Origin of the sequence: Salinivibrio sp. VYel1 (genome assembly GCF_009377945.1) — a bacterium.
GTDB lineage: Bacteria > Pseudomonadota > Gammaproteobacteria > Enterobacterales > Vibrionaceae > Salinivibrio > Salinivibrio siamensis.
In genome coordinates, this window is the sequence record NZ_RSAM01000018.1 from 39,650 (window position 1) to 63,113 (window position 23,464).

The 23,464-nt window shown below is 50.4% G+C and carries 21 protein-coding genes; 15 read left to right on the forward strand and 6 right to left on the reverse strand.

Annotated features, from left to right (window positions below):
- Positions 1-41: 41 nt before the first annotated feature.
- The 4 genes from EHW58_RS14695 (at position 42) to xni (ending at position 6,405) form a co-directional block, all read left to right on the forward strand.
- Positions 42-2,387 carry a GGDEF domain-containing protein gene (locus EHW58_RS14695; RefSeq protein ID WP_152797191.1) on the forward strand — a complete coding sequence of 782 codons (2,346 nt, stop codon included), beginning with the start codon at positions 42-44 and terminating at the stop codon, positions 2,385-2,387.
- A 77-nt stretch (positions 2,388-2,464) separates the two neighbouring features.
- Positions 2,465-4,021, forward strand: a complete 1,557-nt coding sequence (locus tag EHW58_RS14700) for a diguanylate cyclase (RefSeq protein ID WP_052708027.1) — start codon at positions 2,465-2,467, stop codon at positions 4,019-4,021.
- A gap of 119 nt (positions 4,022-4,140) precedes the next feature.
- Positions 4,141-5,496 (forward strand): nucleotide 5'-monophosphate nucleosidase PpnN, encoded by a 1,356-nt coding sequence (ppnN, locus tag EHW58_RS14705; RefSeq protein WP_077607288.1) that lies wholly within the window; start codon positions 4,141-4,143, stop codon positions 5,494-5,496.
- A 117-nt stretch (positions 5,497-5,613) separates the two neighbouring features.
- The gene (gene xni / locus EHW58_RS14710) at positions 5,614-6,405 is read left to right on the forward strand and encodes a flap endonuclease Xni (RefSeq protein WP_152797192.1); all 792 of its coding nucleotides are present in this window, start codon (positions 5,614-5,616) and stop codon (positions 6,403-6,405) included.
- An 85-nt stretch (positions 6,406-6,490) separates the two neighbouring features.
- Here xni and rlmM read toward each other — a convergent pair whose 3' ends face one another.
- From rlmM to EHW58_RS14730, 4 genes are all read right to left on the reverse strand, one after another.
- Positions 6,491-7,567 carry a 23S rRNA (cytidine(2498)-2'-O)-methyltransferase RlmM gene (rlmM, locus tag EHW58_RS14715; protein ID WP_046074221.1) on the reverse strand — a complete coding sequence of 359 codons (1,077 nt, stop codon included), beginning with the start codon at positions 7,565-7,567 and terminating at the stop codon, positions 6,491-6,493.
- A 119-nt stretch (positions 7,568-7,686) separates the two neighbouring features.
- Complete coding sequence (locus EHW58_RS14720) at positions 7,687-8,067, reverse strand: DUF423 domain-containing protein (RefSeq protein WP_152797193.1); 381 nt, start codon at positions 8,065-8,067, stop codon at positions 7,687-7,689.
- On the reverse strand, positions 8,064-8,702 hold the full coding sequence (locus EHW58_RS14725; RefSeq protein ID WP_152797195.1) for an alpha/beta family hydrolase: 639 nt from the start codon (positions 8,700-8,702) through the stop codon (positions 8,064-8,066). The genes EHW58_RS14720 and EHW58_RS14725 overlap by 4 nt, the downstream gene beginning before the upstream one ends.
- On the reverse strand, positions 8,699-9,604 hold the full coding sequence (locus EHW58_RS14730; protein ID WP_152797197.1) for a transcriptional regulator GcvA: 906 nt from the start codon (positions 9,602-9,604) through the stop codon (positions 8,699-8,701). Before EHW58_RS14730 ends, EHW58_RS14725 begins: the two co-directional genes overlap by 4 nt.
- A gap of 356 nt (positions 9,605-9,960) precedes the next feature.
- Here EHW58_RS14730 and EHW58_RS14735 point away from each other — a divergent pair, with 356 nt between their 5' ends.
- The 8 genes from EHW58_RS14735 (at position 9,961) to EHW58_RS14770 (ending at position 18,116) form a co-directional block, all read left to right on the forward strand.
- On the forward strand, positions 9,961-11,172 hold the full coding sequence (locus EHW58_RS14735) for an aminotransferase class V-fold PLP-dependent enzyme (protein ID WP_152797198.1): 1,212 nt from the start codon (positions 9,961-9,963) through the stop codon (positions 11,170-11,172).
- Between the two features lie 19 nt (positions 11,173-11,191).
- A complete protein-coding gene (gene csdE / locus EHW58_RS14740; RefSeq protein ID WP_152797200.1) occupies positions 11,192-11,617 on the forward strand; it encodes a cysteine desulfurase sulfur acceptor subunit CsdE in 426 nt (141 codons plus the stop codon).
- Positions 11,618-12,125: 508 nt separating this feature from the next.
- Positions 12,126-12,866, forward strand: coding sequence for an SDR family oxidoreductase (locus EHW58_RS14745; RefSeq protein WP_046074155.1), 741 nt, complete (start codon positions 12,126-12,128; stop codon positions 12,864-12,866).
- 15 nt (positions 12,867-12,881) lie between these two features.
- Positions 12,882-14,093, forward strand: coding sequence for an acetyl-CoA C-acetyltransferase (locus EHW58_RS14750; RefSeq protein ID WP_046074154.1), 1,212 nt, complete (start codon positions 12,882-12,884; stop codon positions 14,091-14,093).
- A 58-nt stretch (positions 14,094-14,151) separates the two neighbouring features.
- Complete coding sequence (locus tag EHW58_RS14755) at positions 14,152-14,499, forward strand: phasin family protein (RefSeq protein ID WP_046074153.1); 348 nt, start codon at positions 14,152-14,154, stop codon at positions 14,497-14,499.
- Positions 14,500-14,578: 79 nt separating this feature from the next.
- Positions 14,579-16,402, forward strand: a complete 1,824-nt coding sequence (gene phaC / locus EHW58_RS14760; protein WP_046074152.1) for a class I poly(R)-hydroxyalkanoic acid synthase — start codon at positions 14,579-14,581, stop codon at positions 16,400-16,402.
- Between the two features lie 179 nt (positions 16,403-16,581).
- Positions 16,582-17,298, forward strand: a complete 717-nt coding sequence (locus EHW58_RS14765; RefSeq protein WP_194163230.1) for an ABC transporter substrate-binding protein — start codon at positions 16,582-16,584, stop codon at positions 17,296-17,298.
- A 38-nt stretch (positions 17,299-17,336) separates the two neighbouring features.
- A complete protein-coding gene (locus tag EHW58_RS14770) occupies positions 17,337-18,116 on the forward strand; it encodes an ABC transporter substrate-binding protein (protein WP_046074150.1) in 780 nt (259 codons plus the stop codon).
- A gap of 7 nt (positions 18,117-18,123) precedes the next feature.
- On the opposite strand, the gene tcdA is transcribed toward EHW58_RS14770, so the two are convergent.
- Both tcdA and EHW58_RS14780 read right to left on the reverse strand, forming a co-directional pair.
- Positions 18,124-18,939, reverse strand: a complete 816-nt coding sequence (gene tcdA / locus EHW58_RS14775) for a tRNA cyclic N6-threonylcarbamoyladenosine(37) synthase TcdA (RefSeq protein ID WP_152797204.1) — start codon at positions 18,937-18,939, stop codon at positions 18,124-18,126.
- Positions 18,940-18,971: 32 nt separating this feature from the next.
- Positions 18,972-19,889, reverse strand: a complete 918-nt coding sequence (locus EHW58_RS14780; protein WP_194163231.1) for a LysR substrate-binding domain-containing protein — start codon at positions 19,887-19,889, stop codon at positions 18,972-18,974.
- Between the two features lie 99 nt (positions 19,890-19,988).
- Here EHW58_RS14780 and EHW58_RS14785 point away from each other — a divergent pair, with 99 nt between their 5' ends.
- The 3 genes from EHW58_RS14785 (at position 19,989) to EHW58_RS14795 (ending at position 23,296) form a co-directional block, all read left to right on the forward strand.
- Complete coding sequence (locus EHW58_RS14785) at positions 19,989-21,314, forward strand: aspartate aminotransferase family protein (RefSeq protein ID WP_046074147.1); 1,326 nt, start codon at positions 19,989-19,991, stop codon at positions 21,312-21,314.
- A 40-nt stretch (positions 21,315-21,354) separates the two neighbouring features.
- Positions 21,355-22,182, forward strand: coding sequence for a 3-keto-5-aminohexanoate cleavage protein (locus EHW58_RS14790; protein WP_152797208.1), 828 nt, complete (start codon positions 21,355-21,357; stop codon positions 22,180-22,182).
- Between the two features lie 142 nt (positions 22,183-22,324).
- Complete coding sequence (locus EHW58_RS14795; RefSeq protein ID WP_152797210.1) at positions 22,325-23,296, forward strand: TAXI family TRAP transporter solute-binding subunit; 972 nt, start codon at positions 22,325-22,327, stop codon at positions 23,294-23,296.
- Positions 23,297-23,464: the final 168 nt, after the last annotated feature.

Consider the following 23,464-nt stretch of genomic DNA (forward strand, 5'->3'; position numbering starts at 1 on the left):
CGGGCAGCCTTTCTCTCATCGCTTTATTTAGAGGATGGCGCATGCGCATCAGCCGACTACTCGTAGGCCTGCTTTTTTGGTTAACGTCGATAACGGCGTTTGCCGCTATCCACTCCTCACCTGTGCTAACCAATGCCGAAAAGCTTCTCGAGACCTCTCCAGCGCAATCGTTGGAAATCAGCAATCGGTTTTTAGCCCAACGCCGCCTAACCACAGGTGCCAACCGCTCACACGTCAATAACGACACGGATCGCTCGATTCGCACGCCATTGCATACCGTGTATGCCTATTTGATCAGTGCCCGAGCCTATGCGTATCTCGATCAACCCATAGAGGCTAAAGCCGCGCTACAAAAAGCGTATCAAGTGGTCGATGAATACGACTTAAAACACGTACAAGTGCAAGTTTTACTGACCGAGGCCTCTCTTATCTGGCACCTTGATCGCGACTCGACGCGCGCCTTAGCGACACTCGATGCCGCCCAAAAAGCGATTAAAGCCTTGCCGGAAAACAGCTTAAACGGCCAAGCAAGCCGCTTTAAAAGCGCTTTACTGCGTGCCAATATTCTCGCGGCAACCGCAGACAGTGAAACCGCGCTTGTCGCCTATGAGAATGCGCGAAGCCAGCTTAGCAATGATCCCCAAGACTTGCGGGATAAAGTCGAGTTTCAGCTCTCGTTGGGCGGCTTTTTACTCGACCAAAAGCAACATGAAAGTGCCCTTACCGAGTTACTCAGTGCTTTCTGGATAGCAAGCGAGAACGAATACACGGCATTGATTGCGGATGCCAATATGAAGCTGGCCAAGCTGTATAACCAGCAAGGCGTGCTCAATCAAGCCCTTGAGCACGCGAACCAAGCCGCTGCCTTTTTTGAGCACTTCTCATTAAGCCGGCGTTTATCAGCGTCACAGCGCCTCTTGGCCACCATTTATGAGCAGCAAGCCCGTTATAATTTTGCCTTGGTGCATTATTTTAATGCGCTTGAAATTGAGCAAGCACTCGGTCGCCTCCAACCGCTTGCGCAAGTCCACCTAGCCATCGCTCGCACTTATTATCAGCTAGAGCATTTCCCGCTCAGTGACAGATACATTCAAGATGCGTTAAGACTGGTCGGTAGCCTACCCAACTCGCCGCTGACCACACAGGCAATGTTGTTACAAGGACGTATTCATCTTGCACTGTCTCAACCAAAGCAAGCAGAGAAAGAAATTCGCACCGCACTGGAGCGAGCAGAGGTAGAAAAAGACCGCAAAACCATGACGATGGCGCATCACGCCCTCTCCAAAGCCTTGGAATCGCAAGGCAAGTATCAAGCGGCTCTGATGATGCAACGTGATTATGAAAAGCTGCGCGCACAGCAAACACAATCAGAGCAACAGCAACAAGCCGATACCTTTAAACAACAACAGCGTGTGGTCGAGCGACAGCTACAGATGGATGAATTGCAGCGCCAGCTAGATAGCGCACACCAAGAGCAGCTCCACCTACAAAAGGTCAACTATTTCCTACTAGGCAGCCTTGGGGTGTTAGTGGCCATTGTTTACCTTCGTCATCGTGCCGCGGTGATGCGTCAGGGAGAACTCGAAGAGCTGCGTGATGACTTTTATACGCACCCGCGCACCGGGCTGAGGAACTTACGCATGCTGAATGCCAAGTTACCGCGTTCGTTGGAAAAAAGTAACGCCAACTTTGAGCAATGGTATCTGAACGACATGATCCACCAGCCACTCAGTGATCGGCTACGCTTTGCCATGTTCGATGTAGCCTTTCTAAAAGCGCTATTTTTGCGTCTCGGCTATCAAAGGGCGCAAGATATCGAGCGTCAGCTTGGCGACTATTTGTCCGAGCGTGTCACTCAATCTGGCCGCTTATATCATTTCGCCGATACCTTGTTTATTTATATCGAGACCAATTGGGATCAAGATACCCAGCCTGATGCGCTTGCTCATTTTGTGCAGTCTTTGATCGCAGACTTTGTCAGCCACTACCAAAGCTGTCAGGCACAAACGGTGAATGCAGGTCACCAACCTCCAGCGCTCACGCCGCAAGTCGCCATTGGTCTCGCGGAATACCCTTTTTTACCGCGCGCGTACACATCGATTAATGACCAAGAGTTAATCGAGATTTTATTAACGGCTACTCATCAAGCCAGTGATCTCGCGCAACAGACCGGAGAAAGTCATTGGGTACACTTTAGCGCGATTAACACAGCGCCCGCCGCGAGCTTCGTGAACACCAACTTACGTCATGCTTGCTTGAAAGGGATTGACTCTGGATTGGTAAAGGTTAAATCTTCAGCGAACGACTTATTGAACTGGCAGAAGGATCACGAATCTGATAAAAAGCCATCGTCAGTTATTGATGATCAGAGCAATAAGTCGGTATAGCTACAGGTAGTTAGTGAAACTGTTTTCGCTACCAATGGCGCCAAAACGCGAATATAATCAGGTATTTCCTCGATAAAATGACTAAGTCCACCCCATCACCGTTGTCGGCCCAGCCCGCTCAGGCGGGTAATAATGCGTCGCCCTCAACGTATCGGGAGCTGGCGCTTAAGTCGCGTCGAGAAATCCATAGCCTTAAACGGCTGGTTTCGCGCTTTATCGCCACGTGCTCGGGTAAAAATAACTTGGTCGACCAAAAACTGGCCGAGTTCCGTGACGTATTGTATTCAACGCAGGATGTTAGCGCGTTGCTTCCGCGTTTAGCCGTTATTGAACGCATGGTGGGTCATCAAAACATGACACAAGCAAAAGCACAGTCACACCTCGATGAGCAATTTCACACCAGTGGTGAAACACTACAGCGAGTGACAGGTCTCCCCGCTCAATTGAAACGTGACTTGCGAGATCTATTAGCGCAACCGGCGAACGGTGATACCGAACGCACACAACACCTCATTAAGTTACTTCAGCTTTACGAACGCGCCGTGACCTTGCAAGTTGCTAGGCCCCGCACCCAACAAACACCAGACATCGACAACGATCAGATACGTCGCGTCGCTGATGAACTACAAAACCTGATTACAGAGCTCGATATCAACGGTCAAGCAGGCGATAAGTTGCTTGAAATCCGCCGTGAACTGCTGACCGATATATCACCGGCTACCGTGGTGTCTTTGACGTTGGCGGCACTCAAACTGATTCTGGAAGCCACCCAATCAGAGCGGCGGGCTTCGCAGCAATTTCTCAGTCAAGTCAATGATGACCTCGTCTCAATAAGCCAACAAAATACCCGTGCGCATGATCATGCGACACAACTACGGCTGGCACATCAAGGTGTCGATCAGCGCCTCGATCGCACCATTAACGATATTGAACACGAACTCAAACGGAAAGGCGCGGCAAAAGCCAACCCAGAAGCCGCATTAACCCAAGCGCTTGCAGAGCTGAAAGTGATCGCGCAAGAAAACAAAGCGCTCAAAAATCGCGAACAAGCCTTGGAAGAGCAGTTGGCACACAATCAGAACCAACTTAGCGCCTTAGCAGAGCAAACCCTCGATCAACATCGTCGCGTCGGCGACCAAGAACGTAAACGCCTGTTAGACCCGCTGACCCGCGTCTACAACCGTGCCGCCCTTAACGATCGTTTGGAGCATGAGTACCGGTTATGGAAAAAGTACCAGCGCGAGTTTTGCCTTGCCGTCATTGATCTTGACCACTTTAAACAAGTGAATCAACAATTTGGCTACGAAGTCGGTGATAAAGCGTTGAAAATTATCGCGCGCAGCATCTACCAATGTCTGCGCGACACCGACTTTATTGCCCGCTTTGGTGGCGAAGAGTTTGTCATTTTACTGCCTGATGCGGATGATGAAACGCGGACCGATATTTTGGCCAATATTAGCCACACCATTCGCAAACTCCCGCTGAAGTTTAAAAACGAGCGCGTTTCAATTAGCGTCTCAATTGGTGCCACCCTCTTCCAAGGTGAGGATACCCCCACGCCGGTGCTAGAGCGTGCTGACCAAGCGCTCTATCAAGCGAAAAACAGTGGTCGCAACCAAATCATCTGGTGTTAATTTTTACTGGTCAATTGTGGCTAGCGTGTGTATTTTTAATTAACACACTGATTTTTATAGCACCGCTCGACAGCCTGGCTTGCGTTAAACAGGATGTCGGCGTGTAAGAGGTTGTCGCTATGATCACACACATTAGTCCGATTGGAACGATGGATCTGCTTTCTCAAATCGAGGTCGATCGTTTAAAAGCCAGCGCCAGCAGTGATCTGTACCGCTTATACCGCAACTGCTCATTGGCCGTTTTAAATTCAGGCAGCCATACAGACAGCTCCAAAGCACTTCTTGAAAAACACGCCAACTTTGAAATTCGCGTGTTGCGCCGAGAGCGGGGCATCAAACTCGAGCTGGTTAATCCACCGGATCATGCCTTTGTCGACGGTAAGATCATTCGCGGCATTCAAGAGCATATGTTCTCGGTACTACGCGACATTATTCACGTCAATGTGCAGCTCGAGCATAGTCCTGCCCTCAACCTCGATAGCTCACCGCATATCACTAACTTAATATTCGGTATCTTGCGTAATGCGAAAACGCTCCGTCCGCGAGTCGATCCTAATTTAGTGGTTTGCTGGGGGGGGCATTCAATCAACGACATCGAATATCAATACACGCGTGAAGTGGGTCATGAGCTTGGTCTGCGTGAACTGGATATTTGTACGGGGTGTGGCCCTGGTGCGATGGAGGGGCCAATGAAAGGCGCAGCCATCGGCCATGCCAAGCAGCGCACGTATGACAGCCGATTTATTGGCTTAACCGAGCCCTCTATTATCGCTGCTGAGCCGCCGAACCCCATGGTTAACGAGCTGGTGATCATGCCAGATATTGAAAAGCGCCTAGAGGCATTTGTCCGTATCGCGCATGGGATTGTCATTTTCCCAGGTGGCGCAGGGACAGCGGAAGAGCTGCTTTATATTCTTGGCATCATGATGCACCCTGATAACCGCTCACAGCCTTTGCCTATCGTGTTAACCGGCCCGAAAGAAAGTGAAGATTACTTTCGCGATATCGATGCCTTTATTCGTGATGTATTGGGCGAGGAAGCCACCCAATATTATGAAATCGTGATTGACGATCCAGCCAAAGCCGCACGATTAATGAAAAATGCCATGCCTGCCGTCAAAGAGCATCGCAAAGCCACCGGCGATGCCTACTCGTACAATTGGTCATTGAAAATCGAGCCGGACTTCCAACATCCCTTTGCGCCAACACACGAAAACATGGCTAACCTCAACTTGCACATGAATCAGCGCCCAGAGTTACTCGCTTCAGCGTTACGTCAGGCATTCTCGGGCATTGTGGCAGGGAATGTTAAAGACGAGGGGATGCGCAATATCGAGCAACACGGCCCATTTAAAATTGATGGGGACAAGTATTTGATGGCAAAAATGGACAAACTGTTACAAAGCTTCGTCGACCAACAACGGATGAAGCTGCCAGGCACCGCCTATGTGCCGTGCTATGAGATTGTTTCCTAGCCTGAACGCGCACTGAGCCGGCGAGCTGTCGATAACCTGCATCTCGCACACTGCGTTATGCCACTAACACAGGTATAATGCGCGGCTCATGCTGCGCGTTATTACTGGTTTTTTATTATGTCTAACCTCCATGTTGTCATTATCGATGCAATGAACCTCATTCGCCGTGTCCACGCGGCTCAGCCTGAAGGCGATGCCATCGACACCACGGTGAATGCCTGCCTCAAAACCCTCAATAAAATCATCAATCATAGCCAGCCGAGCCATATTATTGCTGTCTTTGATCACCTGGGTAATGATCGTGGCTGGCGCGCAGAGATCTTGCCGGCATACAAACAACACCGTAAACCAATGCCTGCAGTACTCGAGCAAGGATTAGATGCGATTCAAGATGCATTTTGGCAGCACGGCGTCGACTCGTTGCTTTCTCAAGGCGATGAAGCTGACGACATGATTGCCACCCTGGCTTTAAAAGTGGCCGAGCGCCGGCAAGATGTCACAATCGTATCGACTGACAAAGGCTACTGTCAGCTATTGCAACCGACAGTCAGGATCCGCGATTACTTTCAGCAGCGCTGGTTAGATCTCGCCTTCGTCCAAGCACAATTCGGCGTTCGCCCAGAGCAGCTTTGCGATTTTTGGGGGCTCGCAGGGATCAGCAGTAGTGAGATCAGTGGCGTGCCAGGGATCGGTCCCAAAACGGCCGCCAGCTTGCTGAGCGACTATGCCACTATCGATGCAGTGTTCGCTGCTGAGGATCTGGCACCTAAGTGGCAAAAAAAACTCAACGGTCATTATGAGCTAGCTCAACGTTGCAAAAAGGTCGCGCAACTAAAAACGGATATCCCACTAGGCTTTAACCTACAAGATATCCGTTTTGAACCTGCCGCTGAGGGCCAACCCTCGTAACCGTATTCAGTGGTGATGAAGTTCAGTGGTGATGAATAAGTATAAAGCCGGTATGTAGTGCTAAGATAGGCCCACACTGCTGCACCTAGCGCTGACGTTTTACCCGCCGTAAGTGCACCGTGATTTCCTCGCGATCATGGTACAGATGCTTCGCGCGCATTTCATAGGCCACCTTGTAGTCATCAAGAAATGCACCTAAAGTGTCGAGGTTCTCCGTCACCTGCTCATAGCGGCGGCTCATGGGCAATTTCAAATTAAATATTGCCTCTTTTGCCCACCCTTCAATCAGCCACTCACCCATCAATTGGGCCACACGAGAAGGCTTTTCAATCATATCGCACACCAGCCAAGTGACATTTTTTCGCGTAGGCTCAAATTTAAATCCATCTTCGGCGTGATGAAACACTTGCCCTGTATCCATGAGCTGTTCATCCATCGCCCCATTATCCACCGCGTGGACAAACATCGAGCGCTTGACCAATTGATAGGTCCAACCTCCCGGACACGCACCTAAATCGACCGCCCACATGCCGGGCGCTAAACGCGTCTCCCATTCTTGCTTGGGAATAAAGTGATGAAATGCCTCTTCCAATTTTAAGGTGGAGCGACTCGGCGCATCAGCCGGAAACTTCATGCGTGGTAACCCCATATAATGCGGGGAGTTATTGGTTGTCAGTGAATAGCCGATCAAACAGGTGCCTGGGGCGGTAAAGCACACGTGGATCACCGGCTTTTTCGGGTTATCCTTTGCCAGCATCACGCCTTGCTTACGTAGCGCCTGACGCAATGGCACGGTGAACTTACGACAGAATTTCAACAGGGCTTTCGCTTCATCATTATCTGGGGTTTCCACCCGTAAGTCGCCGCCTTTGGGTAAACGCTCGCCCACTGCCAAAATCGGTGAAATACGATCGTCAGGGTCAAGCTCAGAAAGAGACGCGGTGATAGCGATCATTTGCCGGGCAAAAATCAGTGAGTCTAGCGGGAGATCACGAACAACACGCTCGGCATCGCCCTCTTGGTAACACTCAAACAGGACATACGCACTGTTATTGACCACGCGCGGGAACCCATATACCCCCATGTCGGTGGTTTTTTGTTGGATCTCTGCGGCACAGTCTTTCTCAAACCCCGCACGACAATAAAGCAGAACCTGATTCATAACACCCTCTGGCTCGAACATATCACCACGCTGTGTGGCGGTAAAAATAAGCTGCGCATTATATCTGCCATCCAGACCAGAAAGAAATGCCCGCGAGGCTTTTATTCATGTCAGCGGACTCAGCGCTGAGAAGAACGCCAGGCTCCTATGGCTAGCCCCACCCAGCCGACCAGAAAGCTCACACCTCCCATTGGGGTAATGGGTCCAAGCCAATACCAAGATGTCAGCGCCAGGAGGTATAAGCTACCACTAAACGCCACAACACCGATAAGCCAAGCCCAAGCCACAATGGCAAAACAGCGAGAAGAAACCTGGGAGGCGACACCGCAAATCCCCAATAAGGCGAGACTGTGCCACATTTGGTAGTCTACGCCCGTTTTAAAAATGGCTAACTGATAATCTGACAGCACCGCTTTTAATCCATGCGCGGCAAAAGCGCCTAGCCCCACGGCTAACCCTGCGCCGATCGCCGCTACACACACCCAATGATGTAATTTCATCCTTGCTGACCTTGTTGTTTAATAAACTGGTATAGGCTATCCACCGCCCACTGGCGATTATCTGACTCTGTATACCCTGAGGCTTTACGAGGCTTAAAACTATGATCGCCATCCGGGACAACAATCACTTGAACCGAGGGAGACAGCGGATAATGCATCACTTCGTCTTCACGGCCGAACGTATCGCGTGCACCTTGTATAATCAGCAGTGGACGCTCAACGGTCGCCAGATGCGCTCCTTTATACTTTTCCGGCTTCCCTGGGGGATGGAATGGAAAGCCCAAACAAATCCCCCCACTGACAGAGGCATGATCAGTCAAATGACTCGCCATACGCCCACCCATCGACTTACCGGCTAACCATAATCGGCTCCCAGCAGGGCGCAAACCATCCACGTGCTCAATCACAGACTCAAAATGGGCAAGCAATTTTGGAGCGCGATCGGGCGGGCGCTTTTTTCCCTCTTGCTCGCGCTTTTCCATATAGGGAAAGTTAAATCGCACCACTTTGCAGTGTTTCCCTATCCGCGCGGCCATATCAGCCATGAACTCGTGATCCTTTCCAGCGCCCGCACCATGGGCAAAAATCACCCAGTCTGTTGCCGTTTCCGGCCCGTCAACCTCTAAACCTGTCATAAATTCATTTTCTCTTGTTCTTTCGCTGCCGTCGCCAACATCCATTCTCGGAATGCGGTAATACGTCCGGTATCAGCATCGCGTTGCTGGCTGACCAAGTAGAAGCCATTATCGCTCTTTAGTACTTGCTCGAAAGGCTGAACCAAGCGCCCAGATGCCAACTCTGGTTGAGAAAGCACATTGTTTCCTAGCGCGACACCTTGCCCATGTGCCGCCGCCTGCAACACCATGGATGAGTGACTAAAAATCGGCCCATGCTCAACATTCACCTCACTAAGTTGATGGGCTTTCGCAAATGCTTTCCATTCTTTACGCGAGCGGTCATGCAATAAAACATGATGAACCAAATCATCTGGAGTTTTTAGCGGCTGCCCAGACTCCAGTAGCAGTGGCGAACATACAGGCAGCAAGCATTCTTGATACAAAAGATCACAGCGTAATCCCGACCAGTGACCTCGGCCATAGTAAATGGCAACATCGACATCATCGGTCAGAGACCCTTCTTCCAAATCAACCGCTTTTATCCGAACATCAATATCAGGGTGCGCGGTATTAAAATCAGCTAATCGAGGTACTAGCCACTGAATCGCAAAACTGGGCGGCAAACTAATCGTCAGCGCCCCTTTGGCACTGCGCTCCAGCACTTTATCCGTCGCATAGGAAAGCTCAGAGAAAATATCTTTTATATCAAGAAAATACCCTTGTCCTTCTTCGGTCAATAGTAACGAACGATTACGCCGGCGAAACAGCTTCAAACCGAGAAACTCTTCTAATGCCTTGATTTGATGACTAACGGCCGCTTGAGTGACAAACAGCTCTTCTGCCGCTCGTGTAAAGCTCAAATGTCGTGCGGCTGCTTCAAACACACGCAGCGCGTTGAGTGGAGGAAGACGCCTCGCCATATGCTGACACCTCTATGCATTAATTTTTCTAATCATTGGCATTATAAATTGTCGATTGCTGATATACCAGCAAACTCCTATAGTGCTCCCCGCATCCACTTGTGACGTCTCTCTATTTAGACTGTTTCCGTGGTTGCGATGTTGTGTTTGCATTTGTCTAACACTGGTTAGACAGGTAGTCGTATCTACCACTTTTAACTTCCTGTATTTTGACATTGTCTGTCATTACATATTTGTTGGCACTGAGCCTCGCTCAGTGCTTTTTTTTGTCTGTAATAAGGTGAGAGCCAACAACAGGCTTGAGTTACATCCACGAGATAGCGATCATAGACGGGATTTTATTTCGGACGATGACTATGACCGACGGTTTTGATCCCCATTCCCTACGCGCCCAGTTTCCCGCTTTCAATACGCCAGGCTGGGTATATCTAGACAGTGCCGCTACCGCCCAGAAGCCGCAGCCAGTGATTGATGCGATCAGTCGCAGTTACATGATGCCGACGGCCAATGTACACCGCGGTCAGCATCAAGCGTCCCTCTCCGCAACCGAACAGTTTGAGCAAGCGCGGCGAGATGTAGCACATTTTATCGGTGCCAACCCACACAATATCGTCTGGACCCGCGGCGCGACAGAAGCCATTAATCTGATCGCCTATGGCCTAAGCCACTCGCTTACCCCACAAGACGAGATCCTGGTCAGCGAAATGGAGCACCATGCCAACCTGATCCCTTGGCAATTGATGGCGCAACGCACTGGCGCTCAACTGGTAAAAATCCCCTGCTGCCCTCGCACGGGCACAATAGACATGAAGGTGTATCAGCAACGCTTAACCGCACGGACACGCATTGTTGCGATCAGTCATGTTAGCAATGTCACCGGCACCCGCCATCCCATCGAGGAAATGACCCAAGTTGCGCACAAATTTGGTGCAACCGTGATCATTGATGGCGCACAGGGCATCGTCCATGAACCTGTCTGTATGCAAACACTGGACACTGACTACTATGTTTTTTCTGGCCATAAGCTTTATGGGCCCACAGGGATTGGTGTCTTGTATGGAAAACCAGAAGCGCTGAGCGCGCTCTCGCCTTTCCACGGGGGCGGGAAGATGATCACAGACGTGTCGTTTGACCATCATACTCTCGCCCCCATTCCCGCCCGTTTTGAAGCAGGCACGCCTAACACCGCCGGCGCAATTGGCCTTGCCGCTGCCATTCATTGGCTCCAACAACAAGACAGCCAAGCAGTGGAGGCACACATAGCAAGCTGTTACCAACAACTTATAGAAGCTTTACGCACGAGGCCGCGCATTCATTTGATCGCGCCACAGGCGACCAGCTCCATGGTCTCTTTTGTCGTTGGCGACGAGCATCATGCAGACGTGGCTGAATTATTGGCCCAACAAGGTATTGCCGTTCGCTCTGGCCATCATTGTGCCCATCCTTTTATTAAGGCGCTTGGTGTCGATGGCACCATCAGGGTCTCTTTAGCGGCCTATAATACACACCAGGACATCGCACAGTTTATTGCAGCATTAGATAAGACCCTGGATCTACTCGATATTTAATCATAAGGCAGGATAGACAATGGCGTTACCCCATCACCCTTTTGGCACCGAGCTTAACCAAACGACGGTCACCGAGATGCTCGCGCAACACACCAGCTGGGAAGATAAATACCGACAATTAATTTTGTGGGGAAAACGGCTGCCAACCTTTACCGATGCGCAAAAACAAACAGCAAACCAAGTGCACGGCTGTGAGAGTGCGGTTTGGTTTCTCCATCAGGCCGAGGGGGACACCCATTACTTTGCCGCCGACTCCAATGCCAGAATTGTTAAAGGCTTATTAGCGATCGTGCTTGCCTGTGTTCACGGCCAACACGGTAATACCATTCACACCCTCGACATAGACCGCGTTTTCCAGCAAGCGGGACTGGCGCACCATTTAAGTGAGTCACGCACCAATGGCTTGCACGCCATCATTGAATACATTCATCAGATCACTCGTTAGCCCTTTGCACACGTGGTGGCCTGTCGCCACCGCGATCGCTCGCCACTCACCTCACAAGTAGTGTTTGTTTTTTGACCATAATGACTATTTAACAAGGCACTTCCAACCAAAAAGCCGCAAGTTACACCGCTAATGCAATCCATTTCATGGACTTAGCCGAGCACTGAGCAACTCGATGACAAACCCACAAAAAAACACAAAATAAACATACTGCTAACAATTAATTGCAGTGTTTCCCTATTAGTTTGACCAAGATCTCGAATGCAGAACATCAGGTTTTTATACTTTGCGTATTTGTCTAGATTCGTTAGCTTAGAAGCATGCAGTCATAAAAGGGTCACACCCATCCGTTAGGCTGCCTAACAATATCGGCAGAATGATAAGTTGATTTTTGGCACAACTATTGCTGCTGTGAGAAAAAGATGACTGTAATTCTGGTTTGAAGTGGTTCCAGATGCGGCTTCAGGCATCTCGTTTAGTTTGCTTGTTGTAGTGAATGGAGTCATAAATGAAAAAACTGGCATTAGTAACCGGCGCGAAAGGTGGGATCGGATCGGCAATTACCGAGAAATTGGTAGAAGACGGATATCGCGTCATCGCGACCCACTTTACAGGGGGAGCAGAGTGCGCCCAAGAGTGGTTTGACGAAAAGAAATTTAACCACGACCAAGTTCGTCTATTTGAGCTTGATGTCACCGACACCGAACAATGCGCCTCACGGATTGCTAAGCTTTTAGAAGAAGAAGGCACGGTGGATGTACTGGTAAACAATGCGGGGATTACCCGCGACAGTGTGTTCAAGAAAATGAATGCCTCACAATGGCATGATGTCATCAATACCAACCTCAACAGCCTCTTTAACGTCACTCAGCCCTTATTCGCCGCCATGTGCGAAAAAGGGGGAGGACGCATCATCAACATCTCATCCGTCAATGGCCAAAAAGGCCAATTTGGCCAAGCCAACTATGCCGCCGCCAAGGCCGGCATGATGGGCTTCAGTAAGTCACTCGCGGCAGAAGGGGCGCGGGCCGGTGTCACTGTCAACGTCGTGGCGCCAGGCTATACCGCGACACCAATGGTTACCGCCATGCGCGACGATGTGTTGGAGTCAATCACCAACCAGATCCCGATGAAGCGCTTGGCCAAGCCAGAAGAAATTGCAGCCTCAGTGGCTTACCTTGCCAGCGACGCAGGCGCTTACATTACGGGTGAGACGCTGTCGGTAAACGGCGGCCTCTACATGCAATAAATCAAGGAAAGATTGATGGAACGGATTTTTATTGTGGCGGCAAAACGCACCGCCATCGGTGCCTTCTCAGGCACGCTCAAAGACGTCCCAACGGGGCAACTGGCCGCTTACGCCATTAAAGGCGCGCTAAGTGAAACATCACTTGCCCCAACCGCGATTGATGAAGTCATCGTGGGTAACGTGGTCAGCGCAGGACAAGGGATGGGGATCGGTCGTCAAGCTGCGATTTACGCGGATATCCCGACCCATGTTCCCGCCTATTCAATCAATATGGTCTGTGGCAGCGGCATGAAAAGTATCATGGATGCTGTCACCCACATCCGAGCCGGCGATGCGCAGGTTGTCGTCGCGGCTGGGGTTGAGAACATGTCACAAATCCCATTTGCGGCAGCGGGCAACCTCCGCACTGGGCAAAAAATGGGCAACTTCGCCATGAAAGACTTGCTCATTAATGACGGGCTTACCGATGTGTACAACCAATATCACATGGGAGTCACCGCCGAAAACGTTGCCAAAGAAGTCGGGATTACCCGTGAGCAACAAGATAGCTTTGCGCTTAGCAGCCAACAAAAAGCCGTTTCAGCCATTGAAGCGGGTCGGTTTAAAGATGAAATCATCCCGATTGAGATTAAGCAGCGCAAGCAAACCATTACTTTTGATACCGATGAGTACCCAAAAGCAGACGCCACGCTAGAGGGCCTCAGCAAGCTGCGCCCAGCATTTGATAAAGAAGGCTCAGTAACGGCCGGTAACGCCTCGGGTATCAATGATGGCGCGAGTGCGGTGATCCTCGCGTCTGAGTCCGCAGTCAAAGAACACGGGCTGACACCACTCGCAGAAGTTGCCGCCTACGCTCAGCACGGTGTCGATCCGAGCATCATGGGCTTAGGCCCAGTGGGGGCTGTCAATACGGCATTGGAGAAAGCCAACCTGACTCTCGACACCATTGATTTATTTGAGCTTAATGAAGCATTTGCAGCACAAGCACTGGGGGTCATACACCAATTGGCGGAGCACCACAAAACAACACCTGATGCGATATTGGCGCGTGCCAATGTCAACGGCGGTGCCATTGCACTCGGTCATCCGCTCGGGGCATCAGGTAACCGCATTGTGGTGACCTTGCTACACGAGCTCGCGCGAAGAGGCGAAACCCACGGGGTGGCTTCTTTGTGTATTGGCGGCGGCATGGGTACAGCTTTAATTGTTAAGCGTACACAAGCATAAACGGACACTTGCGACCTTGGGTTAGAAACCCATACACAACACTATCAGGAGATACACCATGTACACAGATATGTTTAAAGCGTTTTCTGAGCAATCTGAAAAAGCCCTGGCTCCCTATGTTAATTTCAACAAGTTGGTAGCCAAAAATGTTGAGACGCTGACTGAGCTACAAATGAATGCTATGCGCACCTATAGCGAGCTCGGTCTAGAGCAAATGAAAGCAGCCAGCGAAGTGAAAGATGTCTCAAGTATGACGTCATTCAGCAGCCAACAGCTGGCCGCTTTGACCAAGCTGTCTCAGCAAATGATGGATGACAGCGCCAAGCTGCAAAACATCGCCAAAGAGTTTAAAGAAGATATCGACAAACTCACGGCTGAGAATATGAAAGCCGGCACCCCAGCATAAAGGCAGGGTTTTTGCACTAGTGCCTGCTGTCATTGACGGCAGGCCTTTGTAGTGCTTATCCGATCAAGAGGGCAAGACTATGTTTCATCACTTCTTTTCGGACTACCTTGCCAGGCTGCAAGAACAAAACCAGCAATGGTGGCAGGATCTTGAGCAGGGCAAGGCAGCCGTAAATACACCGTTCAATCAAGCCATGCAGGAAGTCAGCCTGCAAGACACTGCTCAGTTGCTGGAAGGCGCGGCTCAACAACCCGCTGCACTTCTACAAGTGCAAATGCAGTGGTGGGAACAACAGATGCAAATCTGGCAGAACGCCATGCTCGCGCGTGATAACACGGGAGAGGTAGTGAGCGAAGGCAGCGACGATAAACGTTTTAAGGATAAGGCTTGGCAGGAAGATGTCCTTTACAACTTTATCAAACAGTCCTATCTGCTGTTTGGGCGTACCTATATGGAAACCATCGATGCCATTGAAGGCCTTGATGATAAAACCCGTGAACGTCTCTCATTTTTCTCACGCCAAGCGATTAACGCCATGGCCCCGAGTAATTATATTGCGACTAACCCTGAACTGCTCAAAATGACATTGGAGTCTCAGGGCGAAAATCTACTGCGCGGCATGGAACAGCTTAAGCAGGATATGGAGTCTAGCGCGGATATTCTTAAAGTGCGCATGACCAATAATAACGCGTTTCGCGTGGGTGATGATGTCGCCAACACACCTGGCGACGTGGTGTATAAAAATGAGTTATTCGAACTCATTCAGTATCGTCCGATGACGGAAAAAGTGCATACCACCCCCATCTTGGTCGTGCCTCCGTTCATCAACAAATACTATATTCTTGACTTACGAGAGAAAAACTCACTGGTTCGTTGGTTGGTTGAACAAGGGCATACGGTATTCTTGATGTCCTGGCGTAACCCCTCTGCCGAACAAGCCGAAATTGGTTTCGAAGACTACGTGACCCAAGGCACCGTCAAGGCGGTCAGTGCCATCGAAGACATTACCGGCCAATCGCAGATTAACGGTGTGGGTTACTGTATCGGTGGTACCGTTCTGGCTTGTACTATCGCCTACTATGCCGCGAAGCGCATGAAAGCACGGATTAAATCGGCGAGTTTCTTCACCACCTTACTCGACTTCTCGCAGCCGGGGGAAATTGGTGCCTATATCAATGACAGCTTGATTCGAGCCATTGAAGCGCAAAACACGGCGCGTGGTTATATGGATGGCCGTTCACTCAGCGTCACCTTCAGCTTGCTTCGCGAAAACAGCTTGTACTGGAACTATTACATTGAGAACTATCTCAAGGGAAATAGTCCTGTCGATTTTGACTTGCTGTATTGGAACAGTGACAGCACCAACGTGGCGGCGAAAACCCACAACTTTATCCTGCGCGATTTGTATCTTGAAAACAAATTGGTGCAAGACAAAGGGGTCAAAGTCGGTGGCGTCTGGATTGATCTCAATAAGATCAAAGTGCCCAGCTATTTCATTTCAACCAAAGAAGATCACATCGCACTTTGGCAAGGCACCTATCGTGGTGCACTGAATGTTGGCGGGAATAAAACCTTTGTACTGGGCGAGTCAGGGCATATTGCCGGTATCGTGAACCACCCCGTGAAGAAAAAATACGGTTTTTGGACCAACGATAGCTTGCCTGATAGTGCCGATGAGTGGCTCGATAATGCGTCACATCACACTGGCTCTTGGTGGACCCACTGGGAAAAATGGTTACGTAGCTACAGTCCAGAAGAACAAGTGGAGCCATACTCAATAGGCTCTGAGACCTATCCTGTGCTTGATACGGCGCCCGGCGAATATGTTCGCCACGTTCTGCCTATTGAAGCGGAGGCTCAGCAAGCTCAGGCAACACCAACCCCTGAAGAAGAACAGGCCTGATCAGACGTCACAGCCTGCGTCTCAATATTGAGAATAGTGGTGCACACTCGGTGGTAAACGCTGAGGTGCACCTTTTTTTATATGATTGAACTACACTCAAAGCCATGGAAACAAAACGGTGTAGCGTCAATATGAGATGGGCATGGTACTGTCTATTAACCACTCTTCTTTTCATTTCGATGAGCGTACAGGCTCAAACACTGCGTCTGACATCGGGTGAATATGCGCCCTTTATTACTCAGACTGTGCCTGATGGAGGCCCGATCACTGAAATCGTGATGCAGGCGGCGCAAGAGGCAGACATCGCGGTATCACTAGGTTATTTCCCATGGCATCAGTCGATGAATCTCGCTCAAACCGGCGAATGGGACGGCACCATAGGCTGGGCCTACACACAAGAACGTGCGAATAACTTCATCTACTCGGACCCAATTTATACCGAAAGCGTTGGCTTTTTCTACCTTACCGAACGCGAGTTTGATTGGCAGTCCCCACAAGATCTAGATGGCTTTGCCATCGGGGTGACCAAAGGCTTTATTGACGTTAAGACACTGACTGAACTGCAAAAGTCAGGCGTTGACGTTAAAATCCAAGAATTCCTTGATGAAAAATCAAAAATCGATGCGCTACTCGCTCAGCAAATCGACTTGGCGTTAGGCAATATAGACGTACTCAAAAGGGTGATCGCACAAGAGGTGGCCCCTAGCCAAAAACCAAACGTTGCCCATCATCCGCGACCAATAAGAATTACCCCGCTGTACGTTTTATTTAGCCGACAAACAAAGCATAGCTATGATCAGGCAGAGCGCTTTAACAAAGCATTACGGCGACTCAAAGCGGATGGGCGGTATCAAATGATCTGGAGTCATTTTCGCCACGCCCACTACAATCATTAGGCCTTGGCCGTAACGACGTTTTATATCTTGGAGGTGTTATGCGGCGAATACTGCTCGTGACCCTGCTCCTTTATTTACCTTCCATCGCCGCCGCACAGGTTCAGCTAAAATTGTTGGCAGGCGATTACCCCCCTTTCCTCTCAGATCGCTTAGCGCATCAAGGGGTGATTGCCTATATCGTTAAAGAGGCAGGGAAGCGACAAGGGCTAGAGATAGAGATCGCGTTTACACTTTGGCAGCAAGCAAAAATGAAGGCGCAAGAAGGCGCGGTTCATGGGACCGTTGGCTGGGGCTACACCCCAAAACGTGAAAATGACTTTGTTTACTCTGCTCCCATTTATACCGAAACCGTGGTGTTTTTTCATCTCAAAAACCGACACTTTGATTGGCAGTCGTTAGCCAGCCTAAACGGCTTACGCGTCGGGATCAGCGAGAGCTATATAGAAGATGCCATGCTGGCAAACTTTAATCAGCAAGGTGGCGACGTGGTGATACGCCGCTATCCTAACGAAGTCGAGAAGCTGCGCAGCTTACTCACTGGCGAAACCGATGTAATTATTGGTAACCAATATGTAGTGATGGATATCCTACGCACTGTGATGCCTGATGACACGCGTCAGCACATCACTTTTCACCCTACCCCTCTGCGTGTCACCCCCCTCCATGTTCTACTGAGTCGCCAGCATCCTGAGAGCACACGCTGGGTAGAACGCTTAAACCGTGGTATTCATCAACTCAAAAGCAGTGGCGATTACCAAAGAGCATGGAGTGCGTTTCGTATGGGCGAATTTGGCTTACGCGCCCTTCCCCCAGAGTAAAGCAGACTCAGCCAGCCTGCTCGCGACGCTGATCAGCAGCGATTAGCTTTTGTAAAATGCGCGAGACAGCGACAAAACCAAAACTCGCGGTCACCATGGTTGCCGCCCCAAAACCACTGGCACAGTCCATGCGTTTGGGTCCCTCGGCTGACACTTTGCTTTCACACACACTGCCATCAGGCTGAGGGTATTTGAGCTGCTCGGTAGAATACACGCAATCAATGCCAAACTTACGTCCCTGGGTTTTCGTGAAGCCATGAAAACGACGAAGGTTGTTACGCAGCCTCGCCGCGAGCGGGTCTTGAATCGTTTTAGTCAAATCCGCCACTTGGATCTGAGTGGGGTCGATCTGTCCACCCGCACCACCCACGGTAATGACTTTGATTTTATGCCGCTTGCAGTGAGCCAATAGAGCCGTTTTGGGCTTGATGCTATCGATAGCATCAAGCACATAATCAAAGCGCTTGTCGATGTACTCAGCAATATTATCCGGCGAGATAAAGTCATCAATCACAGTCACTTGGCATTCTGGATTGATCGCCGCGACACGCTCGGCCATCACCTCGCTTTTGCTTTGGCCGATAGTCTCTTTCAAAGCATGGATTTGTCGATTGGTGTTGGTGACACACACATCATCCATATCAATTAATGTCATTGCCCCCACACCGGTTCGCGCTAACGATTCTGCCGCCCACGAGCCAACACCACCAATGCCAATCACACAGATGTGGCTTTGACTAAATACTTCGAGCGCACGCTGGCCGTAGAGCCTTGCGGTGCCTCCAAAACGTTGCCAATAGGCATCTGATAACTGGCGTGTCATACCCGTCTCTTTGTTCATCAAACCGAGGGGCGTTATACCGACTTGCTCGATAATTGTCTAGCGGGATCCCGCGCAAAGCGGTCACAAAGCCAATGCACAACTTGGCTAACGCCTGCGGCGCGCTGCTTGTAGCTTGCACTGTAGAGGTAATAACCATAGCCGCTATCAATACCTAGCCCCAAAGGGTTCACGACTTTTCCTTGTCGTAGACTGGTTGTCGCCATAAAGGTAGGAATTAATGCCATCCCCATACCTTGCTGCACCCCCTCCAATGCCATAAAAAAGTGCTCAAACCCCGCGCCATACTGCGGGTTGCTATCCGTTAAGCCAAATTGCAGCCAAAAATGTTCCCACAGTGTCGGTCTGGTCAGGTGAGAAAGCACCGGCACCGTAGCAAGTAGCGCCGCACGCTCAATAGGCTGAGGGACAATAGCGGCAGCGGCTAATAAAGATAGGTGTTCATTAGCCAGACAGGTTGACTGGGAGCCTGCTTGTTGATGTGGCTGGCAACGGATGAGGATATCAACCTCTTTTTCTTTCCCCTGCGGGATAGAATCACTCGCGCTGACCGTCACCGATACCGACGGATAACGAGCTTTAAAGTTTTGTAGTTGCGGGATTAACCACAGACTGGCAAAAGATGGCGGCACCAGCAAGCTGACCGACTCTTGCTGGACACTCTGTTGACGTGCGTAAGCCGTCGCGTTGGCAATTTCATGGATCCCTGAGGAGACTGATTGAAGATAAGTCTCTCCAATGGCATTGAGCACCACCCCATACGCGGTCCGCGCAAACAAGGGTTGTCCAATCCACTGCTCTAGCTGTTGGATTTGTTTACTGATAGTACTTTGACTGACATGCAATACCTTAGCCGCTTCCGAAAAGCTGCCTTGCTGGGCGACCACTACAAACGCTTGTAACGCTCGCATCGATGGCAAACGCGCTTCCATTCCCATTCCTTTTTTTCATACCTGGTGAAAATATATCCTTTGTCGCGCAAAATACAATCGGTTCATACTCATGTGCAAACGTCACTATAAGGCAATCGTATGAGCCACGTATTTCATCGCCACTGTCATCACGATCTTCCTACTATCGCGAGCGGTCACGGCATGTATCTGACTGACACGCAGGGAAAGCGCTACCTAGATGCATGTGGCGGTGCCGCGGTATCTTGCCTTGGTCATCATCATCCTGCGGTATTGGATGCGATTCGCGCCCAACTCGAGGCTATTCCCTATGCGCATACTGGCTTTTTTACCTCCGAGACCAGTGAAGCACTGGCCGACATACTCACTGACTTAGCACCGGCGACGATCAATCATGCCTACTTGGTCAGTGGCGGATCAGAGGCGATGGAAGCGGCATTAAAACTGGCACGTCAATATTGGGTGGAAGTTGGCCAGCCGCAGCGCCAACACTTTATTGCCCGACGCCAAAGCTACCACGGCAACACACTTGGCGCGCTGTCCGTGGGAGGTAACGCATGGCGTCGTGCGCCCTTTGCACCTTTATTAATGGATACCAGTCTGATTGCTCCCTGTTACGCCTATCGCGATCAGCGTCCCGATGAGACCGCTTACGAATATGGTCAGCGAGTGGCCAACGAGCTTGAAGCCATGCTGTTAGAAAAAGGTCCGGAGAATGTCATCGGGTTTGTGGCTGAGCCTGTCGTTGGCGCGACAGCTGGCGCATTGACGGCCGAAGCAGGCTACTTTACGCGTATTCGTGAGATCTGCGACCAATACAATATTTTGCTGATCCTTGATGAAGTAATGTGCGGTACGGGACGCACTGGGCGCTTTTTCGCCTTTGAGCATGAACATATCGTTCCAGATATAGTGGCTATCGCCAAAGGGCTAGCCGCCGGTTATCAGCCTATTGGCGCGACGCTTGTGGCTGACCCTATCTACAACGCGATCGCTAACGGCTCGGGCTTTTTCCAACATGGCCACACCTTTATGGCACACCCTACTGCCTGTGCTGCAGGGCTCGCCACATTAAAAGCAATCCAGCAAGATAGTCTAATAGACGCCGCCGGCCAGCAGGGAGAGGCGTTAAAAGCCACCCTCACTCATCATTTTCATTCTCATCCTTTTGTCGGCGACATTCGTGGCCGAGGACTCTTTCTCGCGCTTGAGTTGGTGGCAGATAAAGCGTCAAAGCAGCCTTTTTCGTCTACATTGCCGCTAGCGAAACAAATCAAACAAACCGCGCTGGAAAACGGCCTGATGTGCTATCCCATGGGCGGCACCATTGATGGCAAACAAGGGCACCATATTTTATTGGCGCCTCCCTACATCATTAAACAGCCACACATTGATGAGATAGCCGAAAAACTAAGGATAACCTTAGACACCTGTTTGCCACACTAAGCAGTCTGTCTTGCTCTCAACCCAGGCTTAAGGAGAAAAGATGACCGATACACGCACCATCATGGTTGCCCCCAATGGCGCGCGGCTGCAGCCTTCCCAGCATCATGCCGTCCCCATTGATAAGCCATCACTGATTAACTGCCTGCAAGCATGCGCTGACGCCGGTGCCGCCATGGCGCACATTCATGCACGAGATGAGTCTGGTGCGCATAGTTTGGATCCCATTCTCAATCATCGGCTTTATCAGCAAGTCCAAGATGCGGTCGGTGATCGCATGGTCATCCAACTCACGACCGAAGCCGTGGGTCGCTATCGCCCCTCAGAGCAAATCGAGTTAGTGAAAGCAGTAAAACCTGAGGCCGTCTCCATTGCGCTAAGAGAGCTGGTACCTGGTCCCTCCGAAACGGCCGAGGCCAGAACATTTTTTGCGTGGCTACATCACCATGCTGTTTACACGCAGTTTATTCTCTATCACCCCCAAGATGTGGCGCGCTATCGTCAGCTACGTCACTCCGGCATTATCCCGCCAAAGGGGCACCATTTATTGTTCGTCGCAGGCCGGGATCAAAGCCCCCCATTTGGCCACCCAGAAGACATCATCGCCATGTGGCAAGCGCTCCCCGACCATGACAACCTGCGATGGTCAGCCTGTGCATTTGGCCACCATGAGATCCGCTGTCTAACGACCGCCGCGCTCCTGGGAGGAGACATACGAATCGGCTTTGAAAACAACACCCAACGCGTTGATCAACGCCAGGCCATAGATAACGCAGCTCAGATCACAGATTTACGCAACACACTGGAAAAGCTGGGATATTGTACTAAACCTGTACAAGCACTAAGGCAAACCATGACCCAATCGTTTTAACCCAATACAATTGCTTGCAAATATTGTTAAAAGATTGAAAAAATAGCGCGGTGACACTTTTTTGTCATATTGTCATTGAGTGTTATACAACTTCGAGGGTGCGCCCGGATAGCAACCTCTAACTTAAAAAGGAATCTTAAGCATGAAAGCGATGAAACCTACCCTGATTGCGCTCGGCTTTTCTGCCGCACTAGGAACCGCGGCAAGCGCGCAAGCGAACCAGTTTGTGACCATTGGTACTGGCGGTGTGACTGGTGTTTATTACCCAACAGGTGGCGCAATTTGCCGTCTCGTCAATAAAAGCAAAGATGACCACGGCATCCGCTGCTCGGTAGAGAGTACAGGCGGTTCAATCTACAACATCAACACCATTCGTGCTGGCGAGCTCGATATGGGTATCGCCCAATCTGACTGGCAGTACCATGCTTACAAAGGCACCAGCAAATTTAAAGATCAGGGCGAATTCAAACAGCTTCGCGCCGTTTTCTCTATTCATCCAGAACCGTTTACCGTGGTAGCACGTGCCGATGCGGGCGTAAAAACCTTTGATGATCTGGAAGGCAAGCGCGTTAACATTGGTAACCCTGGCTCGGGCCAACGTGGCACTATCGAAGTATTGATGGATCAAATGGGCTGGGATATGGACAAGTTCGGCCAAATTTCTGAGCTAAAAGCGGCCGAGCAATCCAAAGCGCTGTGTGATAACAAAATTGATGCCATGGTGTACACCGTGGGTCACCCAAGTGGTGCTATCCAAGAAGCGACTACCGCATGTGACAGCGTATTGGTTGAAGTCGCGAACGATGCAGCTAAACAGCTGATTGAAGATCGTGACTATTACCGCCAAGCCACTATCCCTGGCGGTATGTACCGCGGTAACGACAACGACGTCACCACCTTTGGTGTGGGTGCGACGTTCGTTTCTTCCACACAAGTTCCAGAAGACGTTATCTACAACGTGGTTAAAGCGGTATTTGAAAACTTTGATGACTTCCGCCGTCTCCACCCAGCGTTCGCTAACCTGAAGAAAGAAGAAATGGTACAAGACGGCCTGTCTGCACCACTTCACCCAGGTGCAGCGCGTTACTACCGTGAAGCCGGGTTGATTGAGTAATCAAACCCCGCTTACCAAAAAGCGAGCGTTAGACGCTCGCTTCAGACTGCTGACAAAGGTCTAGCTTTCGAGCTAGACCTTTGATCTAATAGGAGTGTCGCAATAGGGATGCTCCGGTATGCTTCAAGAACCTTCTCCACACCAATATGAACTTGAAATGGTGACGAT

What these genes read in the sequence shown, in the direction of transcription:
- ppnN (WP_077607288.1), top strand. Translation starts at nt 4,141, where the DNA reads ATGATCACACACATTAGTCCGATTGGAACGATGGATCTGCTTTCTCAA.
- EHW58_RS14755 (WP_046074153.1), top strand. Translation starts at nt 14,152, where the DNA reads ATGTACACAGATATGTTTAAAGCGTTTTCTGAGCAATCTGAAAAAGCC.
- EHW58_RS14790 (WP_152797208.1), top strand. Translation starts at nt 21,355, where the DNA reads ATGACCGATACACGCACCATCATGGTTGCCCCCAATGGCGCGCGGCTG.
- EHW58_RS14780 (WP_194163231.1), bottom strand. Translation starts at nt 19,889, where the DNA reads ATGGAAGCGCGTTTGCCATCGATGCGAGCGTTACAAGCGTTTGTAGTG.
- EHW58_RS14695 (WP_152797191.1), top strand. Translation starts at nt 42, where the DNA reads ATGCGCATCAGCCGACTACTCGTAGGCCTGCTTTTTTGGTTAACGTCG.
- EHW58_RS14750 (WP_046074154.1), top strand. Translation starts at nt 12,882, where the DNA reads ATGGAACGGATTTTTATTGTGGCGGCAAAACGCACCGCCATCGGTGCC.
- rlmM (WP_046074221.1), bottom strand. Translation starts at nt 7,567, where the DNA reads ATGAATCAGGTTCTGCTTTATTGTCGTGCGGGGTTTGAGAAAGACTGT.
- tcdA (WP_152797204.1), bottom strand. Translation starts at nt 18,939, where the DNA reads ATGACACGCCAGTTATCAGATGCCTATTGGCAACGTTTTGGAGGCACC.
- csdE (WP_152797200.1), top strand. Translation starts at nt 11,192, where the DNA reads ATGGCGTTACCCCATCACCCTTTTGGCACCGAGCTTAACCAAACGACG.
- xni (WP_152797192.1), top strand. Translation starts at nt 5,614, where the DNA reads ATGTCTAACCTCCATGTTGTCATTATCGATGCAATGAACCTCATTCGC.
- EHW58_RS14725 (WP_152797195.1), bottom strand. Translation starts at nt 8,702, where the DNA reads ATGACAGGTTTAGAGGTTGACGGGCCGGAAACGGCAACAGACTGGGTG.
- EHW58_RS14700 (WP_052708027.1), top strand. Translation starts at nt 2,465, where the DNA reads ATGACTAAGTCCACCCCATCACCGTTGTCGGCCCAGCCCGCTCAGGCG.
- EHW58_RS14745 (WP_046074155.1), top strand. Translation starts at nt 12,126, where the DNA reads ATGAAAAAACTGGCATTAGTAACCGGCGCGAAAGGTGGGATCGGATCG.
- EHW58_RS14735 (WP_152797198.1), top strand. Translation starts at nt 9,961, where the DNA reads ATGACCGACGGTTTTGATCCCCATTCCCTACGCGCCCAGTTTCCCGCT.
- EHW58_RS14795 (WP_152797210.1), top strand. Translation starts at nt 22,325, where the DNA reads ATGAAAGCGATGAAACCTACCCTGATTGCGCTCGGCTTTTCTGCCGCA.
- EHW58_RS14765 (WP_194163230.1), top strand. Translation starts at nt 16,582, where the DNA reads ATGAGCGTACAGGCTCAAACACTGCGTCTGACATCGGGTGAATATGCG.
- EHW58_RS14730 (WP_152797197.1), bottom strand. Translation starts at nt 9,604, where the DNA reads ATGGCGAGGCGTCTTCCTCCACTCAACGCGCTGCGTGTGTTTGAAGCA.
- EHW58_RS14720 (WP_152797193.1), bottom strand. Translation starts at nt 8,067, where the DNA reads ATGAAATTACATCATTGGGTGTGTGTAGCGGCGATCGGCGCAGGGTTA.
- EHW58_RS14785 (WP_046074147.1), top strand. Translation starts at nt 19,989, where the DNA reads ATGAGCCACGTATTTCATCGCCACTGTCATCACGATCTTCCTACTATC.
- EHW58_RS14770 (WP_046074150.1), top strand. Translation starts at nt 17,337, where the DNA reads ATGCGGCGAATACTGCTCGTGACCCTGCTCCTTTATTTACCTTCCATC.
- phaC (WP_046074152.1), top strand. Translation starts at nt 14,579, where the DNA reads ATGTTTCATCACTTCTTTTCGGACTACCTTGCCAGGCTGCAAGAACAA.